Source organism: Micromonospora sp. MGP-C2 (genome assembly GCF_057766525.1).
In genome coordinates, this window is record NZ_JBYMEN010000002.1 from 1,073,717 (window position 1) to 1,095,387 (window position 21,671).

At 68.7% G+C, this 21,671-nt stretch carries 16 protein-coding genes; 3 read left to right on the plus strand and 13 right to left on the minus strand.

The annotated features are described in order from the left end of the window. Positions 1–107: 107 nt before the first annotated feature. From AC3CF1_RS04635 to AC3CF1_RS04670, 8 genes are all read right to left on the minus strand, one after another. The gene (locus AC3CF1_RS04635) at positions 108–1,433 is read right to left on the minus strand and encodes a hypothetical protein (protein ID WP_488449622.1); all 1,326 of its coding nucleotides are present in this window, start codon (positions 1,431–1,433) and stop codon (positions 108–110) included. Then, a complete protein-coding gene (locus AC3CF1_RS04640; RefSeq protein WP_488449623.1) occupies positions 1,430–1,879 on the minus strand; it encodes a DUF262 domain-containing protein in 450 nt (149 codons plus the stop codon). Before AC3CF1_RS04640 ends, AC3CF1_RS04635 begins: the two co-directional genes overlap by 4 nt. Before the next feature lie 45 nt (positions 1,880–1,924). Beyond that, positions 1,925–3,091, minus strand: a complete 1,167-nt coding sequence (locus AC3CF1_RS04645) for a hypothetical protein (protein WP_488449624.1) — start codon at positions 3,089–3,091, stop codon at positions 1,925–1,927. A gap of 76 nt (positions 3,092–3,167) precedes the next feature. Then, complete coding sequence (locus AC3CF1_RS04650) at positions 3,168–3,779, minus strand: hypothetical protein (RefSeq protein ID WP_387179604.1); 612 nt, start codon at positions 3,777–3,779, stop codon at positions 3,168–3,170. Positions 3,780–4,390: 611 nt separating this feature from the next. After that, the gene (locus tag AC3CF1_RS04655) at positions 4,391–4,636 is read right to left on the minus strand and encodes a DUF7008 domain-containing protein (RefSeq protein ID WP_488449625.1); all 246 of its coding nucleotides are present in this window, start codon (positions 4,634–4,636) and stop codon (positions 4,391–4,393) included. A gap of 210 nt (positions 4,637–4,846) precedes the next feature. Beyond that, on the minus strand, positions 4,847–6,094 hold the full coding sequence (locus AC3CF1_RS04660) for a hypothetical protein (protein WP_488449626.1): 1,248 nt from the start codon (positions 6,092–6,094) through the stop codon (positions 4,847–4,849). 51 nt (positions 6,095–6,145) lie between these two features. Further along, positions 6,146–9,727: a BREX-2 system adenine-specific DNA-methyltransferase PglX gene (gene pglX / locus AC3CF1_RS04665; RefSeq protein ID WP_488449627.1), complete on the minus strand. Its 3,582-nt coding sequence runs from the start codon at positions 9,725–9,727 to the stop codon at positions 6,146–6,148. Between the two features lie 72 nt (positions 9,728–9,799). Then, complete coding sequence (locus AC3CF1_RS04670) at positions 9,800–10,039, minus strand: winged helix-turn-helix domain-containing protein (protein ID WP_488449628.1); 240 nt, start codon at positions 10,037–10,039, stop codon at positions 9,800–9,802. A 313-nt stretch (positions 10,040–10,352) separates the two neighbouring features. On the opposite strand from AC3CF1_RS04670, the gene AC3CF1_RS04675 reads away from it, so the two are divergent. The 3 genes from AC3CF1_RS04675 (at position 10,353) to AC3CF1_RS04685 (ending at position 12,279) form a co-directional block, all read left to right on the plus strand. Further along, on the plus strand, positions 10,353–10,646 hold the full coding sequence (locus AC3CF1_RS04675; protein WP_488449629.1) for a DivIVA domain-containing protein: 294 nt from the start codon (positions 10,353–10,355) through the stop codon (positions 10,644–10,646). Continuing rightward, the gene (locus AC3CF1_RS04680) at positions 10,643–10,891 is read left to right on the plus strand and encodes a hypothetical protein (RefSeq protein WP_488449630.1); all 249 of its coding nucleotides are present in this window, start codon (positions 10,643–10,645) and stop codon (positions 10,889–10,891) included. Before AC3CF1_RS04675 ends, AC3CF1_RS04680 begins: the two co-directional genes overlap by 4 nt. A gap of 176 nt (positions 10,892–11,067) precedes the next feature. After that, entirely contained in the window at positions 11,068–12,279 is a 1,212-nt protein-coding gene (locus AC3CF1_RS04685) for a hypothetical protein (protein WP_488449631.1), read from the plus strand. A 26-nt stretch (positions 12,280–12,305) separates the two neighbouring features. On the opposite strand, the gene pglW is transcribed toward AC3CF1_RS04685, so the two are convergent. The 5 genes from pglW to AC3CF1_RS04710 form a co-directional block, all read right to left on the minus strand. Next, positions 12,306–16,730 carry a BREX system serine/threonine kinase PglW gene (gene pglW / locus AC3CF1_RS04690; RefSeq protein ID WP_488449632.1) on the minus strand — a complete coding sequence of 1,475 codons (4,425 nt, stop codon included), beginning with the start codon at positions 16,728–16,730 and terminating at the stop codon, positions 12,306–12,308. A 72-nt stretch (positions 16,731–16,802) separates the two neighbouring features. Next, positions 16,803–17,567, minus strand: coding sequence for a hypothetical protein (locus AC3CF1_RS04695; RefSeq protein ID WP_488449633.1), 765 nt, complete (start codon positions 17,565–17,567; stop codon positions 16,803–16,805). Between the two features lie 249 nt (positions 17,568–17,816). Further along, positions 17,817–18,842, minus strand: coding sequence for a DUF559 domain-containing protein (locus AC3CF1_RS04700; RefSeq protein ID WP_488449634.1), 1,026 nt, complete (start codon positions 18,840–18,842; stop codon positions 17,817–17,819). Positions 18,843–19,031: 189 nt separating this feature from the next. After that, entirely contained in the window at positions 19,032–20,657 is a 1,626-nt protein-coding gene (locus AC3CF1_RS04705; protein WP_488449635.1) for an ABC transporter permease, read from the minus strand. Beyond that, positions 20,654–21,616, minus strand: a complete 963-nt coding sequence (locus AC3CF1_RS04710; protein ID WP_488449636.1) for an ABC transporter ATP-binding protein — start codon at positions 21,614–21,616, stop codon at positions 20,654–20,656. The genes AC3CF1_RS04705 and AC3CF1_RS04710 overlap by 4 nt, the downstream gene beginning before the upstream one ends. Positions 21,617–21,671 lie beyond the last annotated feature (55 nt).

Sequence of the window (21,671 nt, forward strand, 5' to 3'; positions counted from 1 at the left end):
ACTCGGACCTCCGCCCGGGAAGTGATGCGACAGCCGCTACACCGACGCCGGTCGATGACCCGATCCTCTCGTTCTCATGACGACCGGTCAAGCGTCCTGGGCGGCCGTCAACTTGCCGGCGCCCCCTCCGCACCCGACCATGTCGTGCCGAGGAGCTCAGCCAACCGACGACCGAGGAGGTGGTGACGCTGTTCGCACCATCCGAGGTAATCGTCCAGCGACGTCGGTAGCCCGGGCAGGGCGTTTAGCTGGAGGTAGCTGGCGTAGGCCTCGTCGGTCATGGTGGCCCGCGCCCACTTTTCGGGCAAGCGGTCCTTCTTCGCGATGTTCTCCGCGCCCTCGATCAGCTGGAGGTTGGCGAGACTGTCCCGGTACCAGATGGCGTCGTCCAGTTGCTCCTCCGTGAAGGAGCGGTGCTTCTTGAGCTTCGGCGTGGTCAGCAGCGATCGCGGAAAAACGTGGTCGACGTGATGGTTGTTCCTCGTGTTGACGTGCGGGAACAGCATCGCCAGGACGGGGAAGGTACCCACGCCCCCGTACTGCCACTGCATGAGGTCCTCGACCTCCTCGGGAGTGAAGGCGAGGGCCTTACCACGGGCTGCCATGCGCGCCTCGAGTTGCGCGACGGGAAAGGAGTCCGCGCCGTGTTTGTTGATCACCTCGCGCAACTCCCGGAGCAGCGTGTCGAGACCGGACCCCCAGACACCGGACTTCAGGAGACTCCGAATCACCCAGGAGCGAATCGCCGCCCGATCGTTGCGCTCTGCTGGACGCTCACGGTAACGCTCGTCGAGACCACGCCGATGGACGTAGTACGCGATCGGTATGAGGACGCTGTTTGCGGTCAGCGTGGTCGAGGACAAGCCGAAGTCCCCGAGCAGGCCGGCGGCGACAGTCAGCGCGGAGCTGACGTCGTCCCACTGCTCCTCCAACCGGGCCATGTTGTCCCGGTTGAAGTTGCGAACCTTGAAGCCGACGTCAGCCACGCCGGTCAACATCAGGCCGCTCTTGAGCACCACGTCCTTGCTGAACCAAAAACGCTGGTCGGGGCCGTTGAGCGTGTCCACCAGCGACTGGATCTCCTTGCGCGCGTCGCGCTTGTCCCACTGCGCTGTGGCGATGCTGAGGAGGAGGTCGCTCTGCGACAGGACGGTGCCGCCGGAGTTGACCCGGATGAAGATGTCGAGGACCTTGTCGATGTCCTGGCTCGACTCCTCGTAGAAGTGCAGCGTGTGCTCGCTGTGGATGGCGTTGAACAGGTCGCCGATGACCGTCGCGGCATGTGCGTTGTTGCCCAGTCCGTGCGAGGCCAGAACGCCCATAAGCGCCCCGAAGTTCGTCATCTCGAACAGGCGGTAGACCGGGAACCAGTACGCTGAACCATCCGACGGTTGCGTCACGGGTTCGGCGAGCATCCGGAAGTCATACGTCATCCCCGGTCGTTCTCTCCCGCGTTCTTCAGCACGTTGAGGTGAAGGCGACGGGCGGGGAATGACTTGGCCTGGTTGTGACGGCCGTAGCGGACGCGACTCGCGTACGAGCCGCGCAAGGCAACGTTCAATGACGTCAGCCGCTGCTGCCCGTCGAGGAGAGCGGTGACCGCCTGGCCCGGAGGCAGGTCCAGCTCGCGGCTGTGCCGGTTGTCCTTCTCGTGGTACTCCCGCATGAACTCGTAGAACCTGAACTGGCCCGACGTCTCCGGCTGCACGCGCCAGGACAGGAACGACCCGATCGGATAACCCCGCAAGATGCTGTCGAAGAGGCGGCACATCTGGTCGTCGTTCCAGACGAACGAACGTTGAATAGCGGGAAGCACCAACTCACGACGCTGGATCTTCTTCACCGCCTCGGCGATCGTTATCGCGTTCTGGAAGCCCATGAGGAGTCCTTCGGGTCGACGGGTGGGGACAGAGCGGGATAGGGCCTACGTCCGAGCAGTCAGCGGCAACCACGCCGCATCCGCGTCACCGGCGAGGAGGGCGACGCCGTTCGCCGCGCAGACCTGCTGCCAACTGGGGTCGGAAACGCGGCTCACCAGCAGGACGACGGTGACCGGCATGCCGAGCGCCGCCAGTCGGTGCCGATATTCGAGGACCTGGCCGAGTCCGAGCCGGAGCTGCTCGACCTCGTTGCCGTCGACCACGCTCTTCACCTCGGCGATGAACTGCCGCCCGCTGGTGTCGCGCCAGGCCAGGTCGACGTTCACCCCGGCGAGTCCGGCGCCGGCCGGTATCCCTGACGCAGTTAGGTGGTCGACCAGCGCTCGGCAGAGTCGGTCGTGCTCGCTCACCCCGGCCCGGTAGGCCGCTGCGTCGAACGACCGCTGAGGGGGCAGTTCGACGGGTACCGACGAGCCGGCGTACGGCCGGTCGAAGCCCCAGCCACCGATGGAGGGCGCCGCCTGCGACTCAGCATCGAGCAGCGTCTCGGCGGCCAGCCAGGCGCGTGCCGCGGTTTCCGGCCGGTATCTGCTCGCGAAAGGGAATGGCCCGGCGGCCACCCACCCGTTGAGCATCCGCGCGCCGGCCAAGGCCGGCGGCTGCCGCAGCAACCACTGAGCGGTACGGATGTCTGGGCAACGCAGCAGATACTTGTCGTTAGCGAGGGTCTTGGTGCCGTCCCGTAGGAGTTCGACACCGCGCCGTTCCCACTCGTCCGCGTCGAGCGCGCCGCCATCGGCGGCGCTGTGGAGCGGCACCGCGAAGACCCGCAGCCACACCTCCGCGCCGTCCTCCAGGACACCGAAGGTTTCCAGGACGCCCACCGTCAGCCGCAGCAGTGACCCGCCACCATGATGGATCCGGGACAGCAGCCAATGCCTGCCGGCGGTGGCTGCGGCTTCCGGCACGGTCATCCGAGTAACCCAGCCGGCGAGCGCCCACGCAGCCTGCCGGCTTCCGTCGAGGCCATCCGTCCAGTCACCGTCGAAAGCGGCCGGCCCCGGGTCGAGCGGCGCCGGCTCCGGTTCGGCGAGCGCCCAGGCAGCCAACTCGCCCGGGCTGGTGACCTGCCAAAGGCGAGACTGCCGCTGCGCCAGGGCGTCGGCCAGCTCGCCGACGTCGTCCGGCGGCCCGGGGGTGGGCGAAGACATGCGGGATACCGTACCGACCAACCCCCCGGTCGCGTCGCCCGCGCGGAACCGGACTGACGGACACGCACCTGATGTGCTAGTTGCTGGCGCCCCTGCTGTCGGATACCTGACGGCTCACTGCCGGCTGCGGCGCGGCGAGCAGTTCGGCCGCGAGCTCTCTCTTCAGCATCGCCGACTGCGCGACTGAGCCACCCCGCACACCGAGACTCGACCGAGCCGCACGGTAGAAACCGTCTCGCGCCTCATCAGCGCGGTTGAGCAGGCTCGCGACATCGCCCGGCTGGTCGGCGAACCCTCGCGCACGGTGCTCCACCTGCCAGACGGCATCTCGCCAGGTCCGAGCCGCAGCCACCGTCCGCTCATCACCGAGCAGGAGCATGCTTTCCCACACCAGAGTCCGGCGGACGTCTGCCTCGGCCAGCATCGCGATGCCCGCCTCTCGATCGATGCGATGGCTACGCGAGGCCGGCCGGTCAGCAGCGGTCATTCGCAACGCGATCGCATGGATCTCCTTGATCGCCCGGGCGTACTCGACGTAGGCCTCGAGCCGCCGCTCGTCCCAGCGGACGTCCTGGCTTCGCTTCCATCGTGCACGGTCGGCGAGCGTGGTAGCCAGGATCGTTCCAAGTGTTCCGACCAGTACGCCGACGAGGGCCGGAAGCTGCGCGCCGAAGGTTTCCACGGTCATCAGGTTGCCACGGCGGGGCTAGGGTCCCTATACGGTCTGGACGAGACAACCGAGCGGCCGACAGTGGGGACATCCCCGACCGGTCCTCCTCCTGCTCCTGAGAATCGACGAATGGCTCAGGGTTGACGACTGCCCAGGGATTCTTGCGTCCACTCTAGAACGGAGGGGCGGACACGCAACCTGGCAGCCGCCGGACGTGTCTGGCGGGGCGCCTCTACCGTCGCCTACCGTCCCCGGTATGGAGAGCGTACGCGAGGAACAAGCCGATCGCCGCGCCGATCGCCATAGGAATCTTCTCACTCCAAGACGAGCTACCGGTGCAGATTCCCCATCCACAGAATCCACCTATTATCAGTACGATAACGCCGGGGAACGGCGCGGAGGTCCTAGTTCTGCGGGCCACGGCAACCTTTCATCGTAGTCCAATATTCGCCTCTAATTGTTCGGACATCGCGGCCACCGGGATCCACATACAAATAGCCGATGTCGCGGCGGAAGGGTGACGACATCAATTCGCATCCTTCCTGCCGCAGGTCGCCTTGGCCGGTCGCCAGGAGGTCATCGCCTCTCCGGTGTGGTGCAGCCAGTTGGTGGTCTCGGCGAGGAAGCCGTCATAGATGTCGGCCGGCGACGAACCCCACCTCCGGGTCGAACTCGCCGTGCCACTGGCGTACCCAGGGCAGGAGCTCTCGCAACCCCGCGACCAGCGGCACCAGCCGGTCGGCGGCCCAGCCGTCCTCCTGCTCGCGGGCGACGATCAAAGTGGCCAGGGCCTGGGCCTGCTCGCGGTGATCCCAGCCCGCCCAACCGACCAGCAGCGACGGATCACCGTCGCCCCTGGCACCCGGGTACGACACGAACCGCTCCTTGGGCACGTCGAACTGAAGTCCGCCGAGGTGTACTTCGGCGGCACACGGATCTGCTTGCGGAACTACCGCTTCGCCGCCTCGTCGGGCAGCGTGTCCTCCTGCCGTTGCAGGTCCCACATCGCGCTTACCGCAAGCGATGGCGCGGGCGGAGCCTGCAGTCCCATCGGAGAGCCCACGTGGCTGACGGCCGGCGCCCACTCAGCCTTCCTCGTCGCGTTCCTCGTCGTTCCCGCGCCGACGGAGTGTTCGCTCAGCGATCCGGCTGGAGAGCTTGCCCGTCGCCCACTTGGCCCGGCCGAGGGTCTCGTTGCCAAGGCGCTTGGCGGCACCAACGCCGTCTGCTCCCGTGTCGAGCGCCTGGTCCCTCACCTCCTTGGCCGCGTCCGTCCATCGCCTCGCCTCCGATGACTGGCGAGCGCCCTCGATCCCGAGCCGTCCGTGGAACTCGACGATGGCGATCGAGACATGGTTGCTCGACTTCACCACAGCCGGGGAGTCCATCGGATTCAGCAGCACCTTGGCATTGGCTCTGCCCGCAGCCGCGTCCATCCGGGCCAGCAGGCGTTCGGTGCACCGGGAGATGAGTTCCAGCCGGTTCTGCCGGGCAGTCCTCAGCCCGAGGCGATGCCCGTCCAACTCCCCCGGCGACGCGTCCAGCACCCGGTCGAGCTCAAGCACGGCGATCGCGTCCTGCAGCTGGAAGCAGCGAGCCAAGACGACGAGCCACTCCTGCCCCTTGGACTCTGCTTCCTTGGCCGCCTTGGCGAGATCACCGATGGTGGTCTTGCGCTCCAGCTTCTCCGCGAGTGCGTCGAGTTGACGCAACGCGTACGCCTGGGTTTCTGCAATCGTCGCCGGCGCCCCCTGCACCTTCGACCAGGTGACCTCGTCGACCCGGCCCCTCGCCTCTCGGATGGTCATGGCCTCCTCGATGACGAAGCCGACTCCGGTCATGCGGGCCAACACGGCGTCCTTCTGGGCGCGGAGCACATCGTCGACCTTCTCGTCGATCGTGGCGAGATAGTCGGTGATCTCCTTCATGCTCTGTTGCATCGCAAGCTGCGCCATGATCCCCGCCGCACCGGCCAGGAGCGCAGGGTTGGTCAGCTGCGATCCCTTCACGAACTGGAGGTTCTTGACGAATTGGCCATTCTGCGCCCTCAGAGTGGCATGGGCGTTGCCGGAGACCGAGTTCGTGACCATCGGGAACTTGTCCGCGACCTTCGCGGACTCCGCAGTCAATTTCATCCAGCGACCCGAGTTGGCGGCGATCTCGGAACCTGCCTGTGCGACTCCCGCCGCCTTACCAAGGGCAGGTCCGAGCCGATGTAGTCCGAGGTCCTTCGACTGCAGCCCCTCGGAGACGAGGAAGAGTTCCACCGCCGCCGGGTCACCGATGACAGCCAGGCCATCGCCGTCGCTGATCAGCTGAATCTCGTTATCCATTGTCGGCTCCTGACGGCTGGGAAGCGTACACAGCGACGATTTCTGCTCTGTTCACTGCTTGGCCTTGCGGCCGCGGGTGGCCTTGGCCGGCCGCCACGACGTCAGCGCCTCGTCGGTGAGGTGGAGGCGGTTGGTGGTCTCGGCGAGGAAGCCGGCGTAGATGTCGGCCGGCGAGGCGCCCCACTCCGGGTCGAACTCGCCGTGCCACTGGCGTACCCAGGGAAGGATCTCGCGCAACCCTGCGACCAGCGGCAACAGCCGGTCGTCAGCCCAGCCGTCCTCCTGCTCGCGGGCCACGATCAGGGTGGCCAGGGTCTGGGCCTGCTCGCGGTGGTCCCAGCCGGCCCAACCGACCAGCAGCGACGGGTCACCGTCGCGGCTGGCACCGGGGTACGAGACGAACCTCTCCTTGGGTACGTCGAGCTTGCCCCGATGCTTCCAGTAGCTGCTCTTGAGGAAGTCCGCCGAGGTGTACTTCGGCGGCACCGGGATGCCCTTGCGGAACTCCCGCTTCGCCGCCTCGTCGGGCAGCGCGTCCTCCTGCCGCTGCAGGTCCCACACCTGCTCCCAGTCGGCGCGCTTGGCCAGCCCGGTGTCCTTGTAGCGCAGCGCGGCCAGGTGCGGCACGTGCTCGTCGGCGACCAGGCCGGCGATCACCTTGCCGAGATCCTGACCGGGCGCGTAGAGGTTGGCGACGGTGAGCACGTCGGCGTCGCGGCGCAGCTCGTCGGCGAGCTGCGCGGTGGTCAGCGGGCGCGGCTGTTCGAGGCCATCGACGTGCTGGTACCACAACTCCCGCGCCTCGCACCGGTCCAGCAGCCAGTCGCGCAGCGCCTTCTGCTGCATGACGTCCCAGCCGTCGGTGGCCCAACGCCGCTTGCACTCCGGCCGTTCGATCAGCCCGATGTTGCGGTTGCCCTCAATGACCGCGATCCGCCGCTCCACAACCGCCCGGTACTCATCCGACCAGTGCGCCGGCAGCTCCGTGATCGGCGTCGACCCGTGCCGCGCGAACCACTGCGTCTCCGCCTCGCCGGCGGCTACCTTGCGGGCGAGCACGACCTCGAACGCCCGCTCCCCCAGCTTCAACTCCGGCACCGAGCCGACCGGTGCGGTCAACTCCTCGTCCAGCAGCCCGTAGAGCGAGTAGACCTGCCAGTCCAACTCCTCCTGCAACGCGATCATCCGCGCCCGGATCGAATGCCACTCGTCGCGAGCGGCGGCCAGCCGCTCGCGGGCGGGCACGCCAGAGACCCCGACCGCCGCCGGGGTCACCGTAGCGAGCCGCTGCGCCAGGCCGTCAATCTCCCGGCTCAGTTCTAGCGGGTACGCAGGCGGTAGCGGAAACTCCTGCAGCTTGGTCCCAGTAAACTCGTAGAACCGTTCCCAATCCTCGCTAGCAATTCCGCCACCAATACCACCGTTACCCTTGTCGTGGCTGACCTGCTTGAGCCAGAAGCAGGCGGTCGAGCTGTTGAGCAGCCCAAGTAGCCGCAGGTGCTCCTCTTCTGACGCCCCCTCCGGCAACTTGATCACAGGCGCCGAACGGTTGAAGACCTTTCCACCCCGATCCAAGACGAGATGGTTGTGCGTGGCCACAAACGCAAATGCAATCGACAACGGGGTCCGATACCGCTCGGGGACCCAGCGGTACCAGGTCCACCACAGGGCGTCCGATTCCGCGCGGGTCTGACCGCCGAACCCCGTGGTCGAACCCAGGAGTCGACGTAAAGACCACAAGTGCCTACCCCAGGCCGCCCTGATATCGAAAGACACAGGTTTGAAATCGGCCTTGTAGGGCACCAGCGCATGCTCTTCAGCAACGCTGTCCCAGTCACGGACGACTTCGCCGATTACGAGAGGGCGCCGAAGAGAGTCCGTTCCGGTGCGGCGGAACCAGGCCGCTGGCGCAAAGAATGCCTCGTCTTGGCCGGGGAAGCTCGCGAACCCGACCGCGCCGCTGATATTGCGCTGGAGCGGTCTCCGGTCGCCTGCTTCCAACGCCACCATCAACCCAGCTGCGCCGCCTCCACTCAGGCTCCACGGAAAGGTTGCAAGATCCGAACGCTGAGTATCGGCGGCGCTTACCCACTGGCTCTCCGAACCAGGGTGGCTGACCTGGCCGACGATGGCCTGCCACACGAAGCCATCACGCGGGTTGTCCGGAGCGCTCGGCTCACCCCGGATGCCCATGACTGTGCGGATAGTGCCAGCCCGACCACGGTTGGTATTGCGGCCGACGAGAATCACGGTTGGTGTGCCATGGCCGGGGATATGTGCACCGGAAGTGTCGATGACATGGGTCAGGTTGACGTCGACCGCGAACAGCTTTTCGATCATCTTCTTGCCGAACTCGCGCTTCATGAACGAGTTGGCGGTGATCTGCCCGACGCGCCCCGCGCCCTTACCGTCGCCGTCTCCGGGCTTGGCGAGTTGGAAGAATCGCTGGGCGAACGGCACCGACAGGGCGTACTTGCCGGAGCAGGCGTCGTACATCTCGCGGTAGGCCTCGTTGAGGCCCTTGTCCTTGACAGTGATGTAGGGCGGGTTGCCCACCACGACGTGATAGCGGCCGGGGCTGAGGATGCCAGAGTGCTCGTGCACGTCCTCGGTCGCGTAGGCGAACTCGGTCATCGGGTCCTCGCCGAACAGCATGGCCTGCCGCCGCTTAATCAAGGAGTCGCCCACCGCGAGGTGCATCGGGAAGACGTACCCCGCCGAGTCGGTGAGGGTCTTGACGTTGCAGGCGCGGAGGGCGGCGACTAGGAGGCGGAAGCGGGCGATGGCCACGGCGAAGGGGTTGATGTCCACGCCGTGGACGGCGTCGAGGGCGAGACGTACCCGCTCGTGGGGGTCGCGGTTGGGGGCGTGCTGCTCCCACTCCTTCAGCAGCCGGTCGAAGGCGCCGAGGACGAAGTGACCCGAACCGCAGGTCGGGTCGATCATCTTGACCACGTCGTGGCCGAATTCGGCGATCGCCGGGGTGAGAGTCAGGTCGAGGATGAACTCCTCGACGAACTCCGGCGTCTGAAGCAGCGCGTAGGTCTTGCGGGCCGCCTCGGAGAGGTCCTGGTAGAGGTCGCCGAGGAAGCGGGTGTCCCACTCCGGGTCGGTGAAGTCGTGGACCAGGCCGCCAACCTCGCCCCGTCGACGCCAGAAGGCGATCAGGTCCTTGGCCGCGTCGTGGGAAAGCGGGATCTGGTAGAGCGGGTTGTGCCGCTCGTCAAACAGTGACTTACCGGCCTGAGTGCCGGCGATCGCAGCGAAGCCCTGTTTCAGCCAACCACGGAGCGTCTCGCCGGGCCGGTCGCGGAAGAACTGCGCTTCGGCCTCCTCGGCGAGGACCAGTCGGTCCCCCGGGCCGGCCAGGTAGGGGTCGGGCAGCAGGCCGTTGTCCTCGCAGAAGCGTACGAAGACGGTGCCGAGCACCCAGGCGACGGCGACCTGCGTCACCCGGTCGTCCCGCCAGGCCGCCCAGGTGGCGGCGGTACGCCCGACCTTGAACGCGTGGTCGTACTCGCCACGCAGCCGGAGGCGTACCTCCTCGACCGACTCGGCCTGCTCACGCAGGTCCTTTTCCAGGTTCTTGACCTGCTTCTGCAGGTCGGACAAGAGCAGCTTCCGGTCGATCACGCGACGACTCTAGTCGCAGGGCTGTCACCAGGGAGTTACCCGTAAGGCCCGTTCTGGCCGACGGGTCGCTACCTACGGCTCCCGCATCCAGGTCCTTGGATCGGTGACGAAGACACCCTTGCCCTGCTGCCGACGGATCACTCGCAGCGCTTCGAGCCGGGCGTAGGCCATCTGTACGGTCCCGTGGCTGACGTCGTAACGAGCGCGCAGCTCAATGATCGAGGGCAGCCTGTCCCCCGGCTTCAACTTCTTTGACCTGACGTCGGCGATCACATCATCGGCGATGCGCCAGTAGTCCGGCACTTCTCGCATGGCACTCCTCGCGTGGCAATCCGATTCGATCACAACGCGACGCGCCTAACAAGCAGCGTTGACTCATCTGACATGTCTAGATATGTTGGAAAGGAGCCGGTCCTCGCGTGGCAACGAGTTCGGCTCATCCCCTGGTCGGGGCGGGTGCGTGCGCCCGTCCCGACCCGTTGGACTGCTCTGCTGTCGTACCGCTGAATCGAGCTGCGGCGGCCGAGGGGGCGGGTCGTCCGCGGCCCCCGCGCGGACGGCCCGCCCTTCCACACCCCCCGACCGGGAGCTTCCGCGCTCCCGCCTGCCCGCAGAGAGGATCGTCGTGGCTCAGGTGTATCGAGGTGGCCAGCCCTACCCGGCCGGTTACCCGGGCCGGTTGACGCCGCACGAGGTGCGGACCCGCGAGTTCGCCGCGAGCCGGCGCGGCGTCGACCCCGATGAGGTACGCGAGTTCCAGGCCCGGGTGGCCGACGAGCTGGCCATGCTCAACGAGGCGGTACGGCTGCTCAGCCAGGAGAACGACCGGATCAAGCGGGCGCTGCGTGACTGGCAGGCCATGCACGCCCGCGAGTGCCCTCCGGCGCAGGAGCAGCGCCACAACTCCGGCCACTGGTGACCGCGCGTCCCTCCCCCGGCGACCTGCTCGTCATCGACGGCCGGGCCTCGGTGCAGTTCGCCGGCGACCGCGCCCTGACCTTCCGCGTCGTCTCGGTCTCGGACCAGCCGACGTACCACGGCTGGATCTGGCTGACCGGCTACGTGATCAACCGTCGTGGCGACGCAACCCTGAGACGAGAGATTTACGTCCAAACCGCTGGTCTCCGTGCACTCCGTCGAGCCGGCAACCAGCACCCGGAGTGAGGGCACGCAGGGAGAGCTGGTCGTCACTGAGCCTCACAACATCGCGTCGGCTATACGACAACCCGCTGGCACAGATTCTGACTCGACACTAGCTTCCGGCGGAACGGCTTCACGCCGCTAGAGCGCCCCTGACGAATGCGTGCCGTTGAGCACCAGATAAACATGAGGGAGTCCGGGTGGATTTCGATTTCGACCCTTCCCGAATGCCGACCCGAGCGCCGGCCGCAATTTGGCGGGCAGTTCGCTTCCTTAAATGGCGCAAGGCGCGACGCCAGATAGTAAAGACAATCATGGAGGAGTCCCTCCAGATTGCGATATACCCGCATGCCCACGAGTCCCGGGACGCTCAGTTAGCCGCGTGCGAACTCTGGGAGATCATGCAGGAGACTCGCGTACCGGGTGAAGCCTCGGCGAAAGGACTTTTTTCAAGCAGCAGCGCCAGGACGGAAGACTTCATATACGGCAAGTTTCCGAGATTCGGAATATCCTCGGTCGACATCAAGACGCGTATAGCGCATTGGGTTCGCAAGGCGGCGCTTTCAGAGCGAGGTCGTGAACTCTTCGAGACGTTAGAGGCAGATGAACTCAAACCTCTAGACGCAAAGCACCTCGGATTAATGGTAGCGGAGCTATTTCTGCAGAGACTGGAGGTGAGTCGATCCCGGGAGAGGGATCTTGAGTCGGCGCGACTGTGGCTCAGGGAGGAAATCAGAAAGCACGAGGAAAACGCCCTCGATCTTCATCGACGAGGTGTGGAGACCGAGGCAGCGCGCGCCATCGAGGTATCGAGCGCTCTAGCGCTCGGCGGTACAGTCTCTTACTTGCTTGACAACGTCGGCGTGCACGGCATACCTACGGTGGTCGCAGGCTACAGTACAGCCATCGTGGTTGCACTTGGAAGTAGGTACGTCGTACGACGAAGGCCACTGTTACCACGCCAGGTTGAGTATCGCCTATATGTGCTGGAAGTACTCTGCGCCTTTTTGCAAGGAATCTTCCGCATGCCCGTAATGCGGTCGGTTCCGGCGGCTAGGTCGATCGTGCAGCAAGCCCTTTATTTCCAGGCCGTGGACAGGTCTGCCATACCAGCACTAGAGGGTTCCAGGATCCCGGATAGTCGGGGTTCGCCAGATCTCTACAGTGCGAAAGAAAGCCTTGTCTGGCAGGGAGACCTGATTGTGAACGAACAACCATCGACCACAGCGTTCTCTGATGCCTTGACTCAATTGCGCACCGACGCCAGTCGCCTGAATGATCTCGGTGCAGCTGTTACTGACCCTCTCGTGCAGGCCGCTGTCATGCGACTGGAAAAAGTTGCCGCAACCGCGACGCAACCAGAGGACGTATACGGTGCGGTAATCCACGTTCTAGACGCGCTATCGCGTTGATCAAGACACCGGGAAGCCAACGAGGTTCAAAAGCTGACGGCGGCGCTGCGGTGGGCGTTGGCGACCCAGGCGTCCGGCAGCGCGATCCACTCGTTGTCGCCCACCCGCACCACCGCACCGTCCAGCTTGGGCAGCAGCGCCGGGTCCTCCATCGGGCAGAGCACCCACACGCCCCCCGCCCCACCGCGCGCCGCGTCGGCCAGCTCGTAGAGCCGGTCCATTGCCCGGTACCGCGCCAGCACCGCCGCGTCGTGCAGCAACACCGGCCCAGTCGCGGCCGACAGCGAGGCGTGCAGCGCCGGTGCGCTAAGCTGCCACGCCTGCTCGACGTACTCCCCCAGCTTGATCGCCGCCCTCGAACCCTCCTCGGCGACGTCCGCACCGAGCACCGTTTCCCAGGTCGGCTTCGGCCTGGCGTCGACCAGCGCGTGCAGGTGGTCGAGGAAGCGGGCCGCCACGTTGACCGGCCGGGCGTCGAAGCGCCGGGCCAGCTCCTCGCGCGCCAGCCCGTACCGGGACAGTCGTACCGTCAGCGCCCGGAACCCGCCGGCGGACCTCGCGCCGGTCAGCCGCTCCTCGGCCCGCATCGCCGCCGCCAGCTCCGGCGACTCGGCCGTCCACCGGCTCGGCGCGGCGGTCACCGACGGACGCCGCTGCAGGATCGACATCGACGACGAAGCGGCTCGCGGCGGCGGCGGCACGTACCTGTCGCGGTCCCAGCGCAGCTCGAAGCCCGCCTCCGCGAGCAGCCGGTCCAGCTTCGGATGCGGGGGCAGCGGATCCAGCTCCGGGAAGCGGGCGCTCACCCGGTCGGCGACCTGCATCGGGGTGAGGCCGCGCCGCCCCTCGCTGGCCGGGGGCACCACGCCGGCCTGCGCCAGCCGCAGTGCCCGTACCGGATCGAGGTCGCGCGGGTAGAGCTCCAGTCGCGCGGTCGCGGCGGCCCGCTCCGAGGCCACCGCGGCGAGCAGGACCCTCCGCCGCTCGTCGAAGGCATCGGCCGCCCCGCCGGGCGCGGTCACCGCCGCGAGGGTACGAAGCACCGTCGCCGGGCTGGGCAGCACCTCGCTGGCGGCGAGTCTGTCGGCGGCCTTGCCGAGCGCGTCGGCGTAGTCCAGCAGGGCCGGCGCGGCCGGGGTGTCCGGCGCGTCGTCCTCGCCGGCCTCCAGCGCGACCAGCAGTCGGTCGCCGCGCGGGTGCGGCTTGCCGTTGATATCGGCGCGGGCGTGCCGGCGCAGCAGCAGGCGCGGCTCCTCGGCGAGCGCGTCGACCTCCACGGCGGCCCGCACCGCGGCGACCGCCACCGCGAGACGCAGCGCATCCCCGGTGCGCACGGAGCCGCGGCTGCTCAGCAGGGCCGCGGCCAGCTCGGCGACGCCCATCACCCGGCCGCCGTCGCGCAACAACTCGATGATCTGAGTACGCACGCTGCCGACCACCGGGATCTCGTCCCAGCGTTTGCGCTGCTTGCCGAGAATCTGTGCGACCCGGGCAGGGGTGACACCCAGCGGCTTCGCCACCTGCGGGTGTTGCGGCCACAACGGCAGGTCCGGCAGGGCGCCGGCAGCGTCGGGCAGGTGCAGCGCCAGCCTGGTGGCCTCGACGTCGTTGGGGTTACGGCTGGCCGGGACGAGCAGCGTGGCGATCGCGTCCAGGCCGACGCGTACCAGATCGGGATCACCGTCCCCGGCTACGGCCTCGGCGGCGACCTCCTCCGTCGCGGCCTTGCGGGCGGCGGGCGTGGTGGGAATGGTCTCCCGCTCCCCCAGCCGGCCGCGCCACTCCTTGACCCGGCGCTGCAGCTCCTGCCGGGTCTTCGCGCCGAGGCCGGGCAGGTGCGCGAGCTTGTTGGCCACGGCGAGCAGGTCGCCGACGGTGGTGGCCTCCAGCCGGTGCGCGGCGGAGACCGCGCGCGGGGTGAGGCCGGCGGCCTCCAGCGCGGTGGCCCGGGTGGCCCTCGTGGCCGCCTCGTCGCGGGCCGCTTCGGCGCCCTCGACGTCCGGCCCGTCGGGAGCGATCTCCGGATGGTCGGTGCCGACCGGGGCGCTGGCGTCGGAGCGGCGGAAGACCTGCTGCCAGGCGTCGCGCAGGTCCTTCAGCGAGGCGTACCGCTGGCGATGATCACGGTGCAGGGCGCGCTGGAAGAATTCCACCAGCTCATCGCGGATCGCCGGGTCGAACGCCTCGGCGGCCAGCACCGGCGGGCCCTCGGTGAGCTGCGGCTCGGTGCCGCCGTCGCCCCAGACCGGCAGCTCGCCGGAGGCCATCTCGTGCAGGGTGACCGCGAGGGCGTACCACTCGGCGTGCTTGTCGTAGACCTGCCGGGTGGCGGTACCGAGGAAGGGGTCGAGGTAACGCGGCGTGCCGGCGTTGATTTCCTTGACCGAGACCCCGGCCAGGGAGAAGTCGAAGAGCACCAGCTGCCGGGTGCGGTTGGGGCGGATCCGGATGGCGATGTTGTCGGGCTTGATGTCGCGGTGGTAGACGCCCTCACCCTCGAGATAGTCGAGGGCGCCGAAGAGGTAGTCGCTGTAGGTCTCCAGCTCGTCGACGGTGAGTCGGCCGTCGTCGCGCAGTTTGCGGGCCAGGGTGTGGTCGCCGGCGTGCTCCAGCACCACGACAGTCCGGTTGCCGAGTTGCAACGGCTCGGGCCGGGCCAGCCGAATCACCCGGGAGTCGGTGAGCGGGCCCAGCACCCGGGCCTCGTGAGCCAGTCGAGCACCCTTCTCGTCGGAGAGCCCGACCTTGAGCACCTCCTCCCGCCGGGTGCGCTCGTTGAAGCCGAGGAATGCCCGGCACGTCGAGCCGGTGCCGAGGCTGCGAACGATCTTCCACTCGCCTACCCGGTCGCCGCCACGCGCTTCGAGAGGGTCGACCTGCTCGGGCTCCGGCTCCTCGGGGTGCACCGAGGGGGCGGGCGGGGCGGTCAGCTCGTCCTCGACGACCTGGAGCATCTCCACGAAGTCGGCGACAGTGGTGAGCCGTTGGGTGGGCACCGGGGCGGTAGCGGCCTGGATCAGCTCATCGGCGAACTCGCTGATGCCGTCGGCGACCGCAGCGGCCCGCAGGCCGTTGTCCCGGGCCAGCCGGGCGAGCAGCTCCGGGCGCTTGGCCGCCGGCGGCTGGCCGGTCAGGATCAGGTACGCCAGCGCGCCGAGGCCGAAGACGTCCATCGCGACCGCGTCGGGCTTCGGCGCGGTCAGCTCGGGCGCGAGGTACGCCTCCGCCGAGCGCTCGATGTGCGAGGCCGCGTGCGAAGAGAGGGTGACCGGGTCACCGCTGCTTCCACCGCTGGAATCTGCGCCGCGGGTCGCCGCCTGCCAGTCGCTGATCTGCAGCTGGGGCATCAGCCATGCTTCGTCCTCGCTGCCACCTCTCCTGGCGCGCCCCGGGCTGACCAGCACGCTGCGGGCCGACAGGGCCCGGTGGTGCAGCCGCCGGCGATGCGCGTACGCCACGGTCTCGGCGAGCTGGCGGATCATCGCCAGCCGGCTCAGCGCGTCCAGGCGGTCGCCGTACTGGGCCATGTAGTGGTCCAGGCGCACCGAGCGGGGGTCGAACCGGAAGATCAGCGCGGGGCCGGCCTCGTGCGACTCCATCGAGTCGACCTGCACGATGCCCGGGTGGTTGATGCCGTGCAACGCGAGCATCTCGCGCTTCGCGGCGCGTTCGATGCTGGCCCGCTCGGTCTGCACGGCGTTGCGTTCGACCAGGTAGATGCGCACCCGGCGGCGCTCCCGCTCCAGGTCACGATGCCGGGCCTGGTGGTCCTGCCACGTCGGGCCGACGTCGAACGGACGGGTCTCCAGATCCCACGCGCCAATCTGGTAGTGCCGGCGGCTACGGGCGATGCCAACCGCCTTGAGGAGCTCCGGTAGCGCCGCCGACATCTCCTTGGTGACCCGCTGGCGCTCGTCCTGTGGGGGCCGCTGCAGCAGCGAACCGATCGTCGGCAGCGAGCCAGGCTGGTGGCCGGGTGCCGGCTCCGGGCCAAAGATGCCGTGCAGGTGGTGCTCGGAAAGGCCGACGTGCAGGCCGGGCTTCGACAGGAAGACCGCCGCCTGCACGAAGGGGATCCTGACCGGCGGCCCCTTGCGCTGGCTCGCGGCGACCTGAAGCAGGGACTTGAGCTTCTTGGCCTTCATGTCCGCCAGGTGCAGCGGGTTGTCGAAGGTACGGGTGGCGCTCCCCGACGGTCCCTGCAGGATCCAGTTGGAGCCGCTGGAGATCAGTCGACCGTTCAGGCTCTTGATCTCGATGAGGTAGAGCCCGCCCGGGGCGGCGACCAGCAGGTCAACCTCGTAGGGGTGCCCGGTCTGGGCGGTGAAGGTGAAGTTCGACCAGGCGCGGTAGGGCTCGGTGTCCGGTAGCAGAGCCTGGACGTGGGCCAGCGCCTCCCGCTCGTGCGCGAACTGCGACGGCGTGATCGTCGTCCACCGGCCCTCCTGCATGCCAGAGATCCTAGGGCCAGGCGACCAGGGGCCGTCGCCCGGCGCTATCCCATCGGTCAGCGTCATTAGGGGTCAGCGGCCAAGTTCGCGATACGCCCGCGGGAGATCGTCCACGGCGAGCACCTGCACCGGTGCCCTGTTGGCCTTATCCGTCACCAGTACCAGCGGGTAACCGCCGTCGGCGTCGTGGGGCAGGTGCAGGGCCGACTCGAGCGCAACCACGGCGCTCGCGAGGGTGGCCGAGGGATCGAGTTGAGTCGGCCGCACCGGACCGACCTCTGGGTGATCCGCGAGTTCCGACACCGCTGCCCTCAGATCGAGCAGCACCATTCCGTCGGCTTCAGCCTTGGCCTCTGCCCATCGGCCGACCTGTTCCCGGGTCACGAGGAGCCAGCCGCGCCGCTCGTCCCGGTAGGGCAGTTGGGAGAAGTCGCCCCGGTGCATCGTCTGTAGGGCCTCGCGCAGTGGCGTGGTCGGGAGACAGGTGCTGGCCTTGGTGGCGATGTCCCCGACCGTCTGCGGATGCCGCAGGCCGCCGAGAATCTTTTCCAGGCGCTCCACGATCTCTCGCGGTGGGGACGCGATCGGCCCCGAGTAGCCCTCGAACGACACGTGCGTGTAGGCGTTGCGGACGCTGCGGCAGCGGTCCAGGAATCGCTCCTGATCGGTGGTGAGCAGCTTCTGGTCCCGGGCCCAGGTCAGCATGCTGAATGCGGTTTGCTGCTGCCCGGAGCCGCCTCCGGTCCGCTCCCTCCAACGATGCTTCAGTTCCGATTCGAGCGCCTTCCAGGCCGCGTCGAAGCGACTGGCCATTGATTCCCTGTCGTGCTTCGCCATCAGCCAACCCTTCATCCGCGCTGGCCGTCCGGGGCCAGCCCGGTGCCGCAGCGGATGATCATAGGGCCATGATCAGCTCAGGTCGCAGCCTGCGCCAATGGCGGACGGTAGGCGCGCCCCACCCAGGAGGTCGGGACGTACCAACAGGTGCAGTCGCAGTAGTCGCATGCGCCACTCACCGGAAGCTAGATGCCGCAGGTGGGGCGGCGAGGTCACGAATCGCTCCGGTGGTGGCGCCGGCTGGTCTCCTCAAGCTTCGGTGGGGAGGGCTGCCTGGCCGCCGTCCGCCGGAAGTCCTGACGGGGCCAGCATCTCATCAGCTCGGATCGTCGCGCCCGCCTTACGGGTCGCCAGGATAGCCAGTGTTTCCCGACGCACCGCGTCGATGTCGTTGACCAGACGACGGTGGGCGAAGCGGACCACAACGATCCCGACGGTCGCCAGCAGCGCGTCCCGGCGCAGGTCGATCTCCCGTTGGCGCGGGTCACCGTGGGTGGTGGCCCCGTCGAGTTCGATGTTGACCCGTTCCCGCTGGGCGAACATGTCGAGGTACACGGTGGTGCGCCCTACGCGCACAGGCACCTGCCGGCGGAACCTCGGCATGCCCGGTCCAGTGAAGACCTGTTCGTGTCCCCAGATCTCCAGCGGGCTGCGGCAGCCGTCGGCGAGCCTGGTCAGCAGCGTTCGGAACGTTGCCCGGTCGGTCAGCTTCGGCGCGCGTTGCAGGGCTACCGACAGCCGCTCGGGTGTGGTCAGCCAGTCGTTGACCGCCCGGATCACGGGTCCCCGCCGCTCGCCGGGCGGCAAGGTCTGCCACGAGTCGACAAGGGTCTGCTCAAGACGGGTGACCGTCAGGCCCCTCCGGACGACCACCTGCGGCGGTTCGACGACGAGCCCTCGACGTCGGTGCACGACCAGGCCAGGTCGGGTGCGCAGGCTGGCGCTCGACGCCGTGCTCAGGTGCACCAGGTCACCGACCGCCTGCGTGCGCAGCCCCCAGACGCTGAGCGCACTCAGGTGGCTGAGCGCGCCGCAGCCCTCGGCCCAGGCGAGGGCCGCGCGATGACCCAGAACCGGGTCGAGCCGACTGAGGGCTGGGGCGCCGGGCTGGCCGCCGACGAGTTGCGTCGCCACGAACACCTCGGGCAGCACCCGCACCAACTCGCCGTTACGGCAAGCCGACTCCAACGTCCACGATGGCACCACCTGCCGGGCAGCTCCGAGCGTCACCAGCCCGCCGCCAAGCTCCACCAGATCCCGAAGCACCGAGTTCACACCACGGACCGTTCAGCCTCACCCCAACCCGAGGCAACCACACATCCAGCCCTCTGTGGACAGCAGGCGATCTGTGGACGGCGACCGGACGCGCCCGATCTGTGCTAGCCAAGATGATCGGTGGCAGTTCAGCAGTCTGGTGCGCGGCGTGTCGAACTGCTCAGCTGCCAACGATCAAGGCGAGCAGGCTCAGCTCGGCACGTCACGACGGCGGAAGCCCGCGAGGCCGACGGCGAGCAGGGCCGCGGCCACCGCCGTCAGCACCACCAGCGGCGCCACCGCCGGGTCGACCGCGGGCACGGACGGCACATGGGTGTACGGCGAGACGTTGAGCGCGGCCTGGGGCAGCTTGAGCACCGCGCCGAGTTGCCCGAGGAGCAGGAAGATCAGCAGGGCTGTCCAGGAGAGCACCACGGACCAGCGGGGCAGCAGCCCGAACAGGGTGGTCACCACCCCGGCGACCACGAGCAGGGCGGGCAGTCGCAGCAGCGCGGCGCCGCCCAGCTCGACAGCCTTGCCGAGCGGGTCGTCGGTGACGAGGCCGTAGCCGAGGCCGGTGGTCACGCCGGCGAGCAGCAGCAACGCGACCGCGCCGAGCGCCGCGGCGAGGACCTGGGTGCCGAGCCAGCGGGTACGGCTGACCGCCGTGGCGAGGGCGGCTTCCAGGACGCCGTCGGTTTCGTCGCCGCGTACCCGGAGCAGGGCCTGCACCACGTACGCGCCGATGGTCAGCGCGAAGAGGCCGAGCATCGCGGCCAGGTACGCGTCGAGGAGGTTGGCTCCGCCGCCCATCGCGTTGATCGCCTCGGCGGCGGCCGGATTCTGGTCGATCATGGCGTTGAACTCGTCGCCGGCGATGCCCATGGAGAAGCCGAGTACGGCCACCCCGACCGCCCAGCCGAGGAGCGTGCCGCGTTGCATCCGCCAGGCCAGCCCGGCGGGGCTGAGCAGCCGTGGCGTGCCGCTCGCCGGTCCGCGTCGGGGCGCGATCAGCCCGGCGCCCAGGTCGCGGCGCTCCGCGAGGGCGTACGCGAGTGCCACACCGGCGAGCAGCAGCGCGACGGGTAGGGCGAGGACCCACCAGCGTTCGCCCTCGAAGGCCCGCACCTGGTTGCCCCAGCCGAGCGGGGAAATCCATGAGGGCCAGGCGCTCTGCACCCGCGTGCCGTCGGCGCTCTGCTCGCCGAGCACGTCGCCGGCGGCGCGCAGCACGAAGGAGAGCCCGACGGTGGCGGCGGCGAGCGCGTTGGCGCCCCGGGAGGTGACGGAGAGCTGGGCGGTCACGGCGGCGATCGCCGTGAAGGCGACCCCGACGCCGCCGATCGCGGCGGCTGCGGCGAGGGAGCCGGCCAGCGGTAGGCCGGCGCCGATGAGGGCGAGCGCGAGCAGCCCGGCGGCCAGCACGTTGGCGGCGACGATGACGAGCAGTGCGGCGGTCAGCGGCGCGTACCGGCCGACCACGGAGGCGCCGAGCAGCTCCGCCCGGCCGGTCTCCTCGTTCTGGCGGGTGTGCCGGGTCATGGCGAAGGTGCTCAGCAGGGCGACGATCAGGGCCAGCGTCACGTACGTCTCGGCGACCACCACCGCGCCGAGCTCGGTGCCGGCGATGGGGCCGTTGAAGGCGCGGGCGACCAGGCTGGACGCCGAGGTGCTGGCGTATCCCTGGCGGGCCGCCTGGTCCGGGTAGATGCCGGCGACGCTGGCCGCGAGGGCGTAGCCGAGCAGGGGTGTGCCGAGGACCCAGATCGCGAGGCGGATCCGGTCGCGGCGCAGCACGAGCCGGGCCAGCAGCGCGGTGTTGGTCAGCGCGCTCACCGGGCACCGGCCTGCGGGGCACCGGCATCCGAGGCGGCACCGGCATCCGAAACGGCGGGAGCACCGGCGCCGGCGGCGGGGTCGTCGCCGTAGTGGCGCAGGAAGAGCTGCTCCAGGGTCGGTGGGGTGCTGGTGAGGGCGCGGACGCCGAAGCGGATGAGCTGGCCGAGCAGCGCGTCGAGGTGCGCGGGGTCGACCTCCAGGTGGGTACGCCCGTCGACCTCGTGCACGTCGTGCACGCCGGGCAGCGTGTCCAGGCCGGTGACCGGCCGGGCGGTCTCGACGGTCACCGCCGTGCGGGTGAGGTGGCGCAGCTCGGTGAGGGTGCCGGACTCGACGGTGCGGCCCTCGCGGATGATGCTGACCCGGTCGCACAGGGCCTCGACCTCGGCGAGCACGTGGCTGGAGAGCAGCACTGTGGCGCCGGCCTGCTTGACCCGCCGGACCTCGTCCTGGAACACCGCCTCCATCAGCGGGTCGAGGCCGGAGGTCGGCTCGTCGAGCACGTACAGCTCCACGTTGGAGGCGAAGGCGGCGACGATGGCGACTTTCTGCCGGTTGCCCTTGGAGTATGTGCGGCAGCGGCGGGTCGGGTCGAGGTCGAAGCGGTGCAGCAGCTCGTCGCGACGACGCCGGTCGAGGCCGCCGCGCAGCTGACCGAGCAGGTCGATGGCCTCCCCGCCGGTGAGGTTGGGCCAGAGGTTGACGTCGCCGGGCACGTACGCCAGCCGGCGGTGCAGGCGGACCGCGTCGCGCCACGGGTCGGCGCCGAGCACCTGGGCGTCGCCGGAGTCACGGTGGAGCAACCCGAGCAGGATCCGGATGGTGGTGGACTTTCCGGAGCCGTTGGGCCCGAGGAAGCCGTGCACCTCCCCCTGCTCGACCCGCAGGTCCAGCCCGTCGAGTGCCCGGATCGCGCCGAACGTCTTGACCAGGTTGCCGATCGAGATGACGGGCATCGCCCCTCCTGCCGTTGGCTGCGTCGACCGGTTCTCACTGTACTGACCAACGGTC

Coding starts and splice junctions, on each gene's coding strand:
- AC3CF1_RS04635 (WP_488449622.1), bottom strand. CDS start 1,433: ATGACGTATGACTTCCGGATGCTCGCCGAACCCGTGACGCAACCGTCG.
- AC3CF1_RS04640 (WP_488449623.1), bottom strand. CDS start 1,879: ATGGGCTTCCAGAACGCGATAACGATCGCCGAGGCGGTGAAGAAGATC.
- AC3CF1_RS04645 (WP_488449624.1), bottom strand. CDS start 3,091: ATGTCTTCGCCCACCCCCGGGCCGCCGGACGACGTCGGCGAGCTGGCC.
- AC3CF1_RS04650 (WP_387179604.1), bottom strand. CDS start 3,779: ATGACCGTGGAAACCTTCGGCGCGCAGCTTCCGGCCCTCGTCGGCGTA.
- AC3CF1_RS04660 (WP_488449626.1), bottom strand. CDS start 6,094: ATGGATAACGAGATTCAGCTGATCAGCGACGGCGATGGCCTGGCTGTC.
- AC3CF1_RS04670 (WP_488449628.1), bottom strand. CDS start 10,039: ATGCGAGAAGTGCCGGACTACTGGCGCATCGCCGATGATGTGATCGCC.
- pglW (WP_488449632.1), bottom strand. CDS start 16,730: ATGCAGGAGGGCCGGTGGACGACGATCACGCCGTCGCAGTTCGCGCAC.
- AC3CF1_RS04695 (WP_488449633.1), bottom strand. CDS start 17,567: ATGGCGAAGCACGACAGGGAATCAATGGCCAGTCGCTTCGACGCGGCC.
- AC3CF1_RS04710 (WP_488449636.1), bottom strand. CDS start 21,616: ATGCCCGTCATCTCGATCGGCAACCTGGTCAAGACGTTCGGCGCGATC.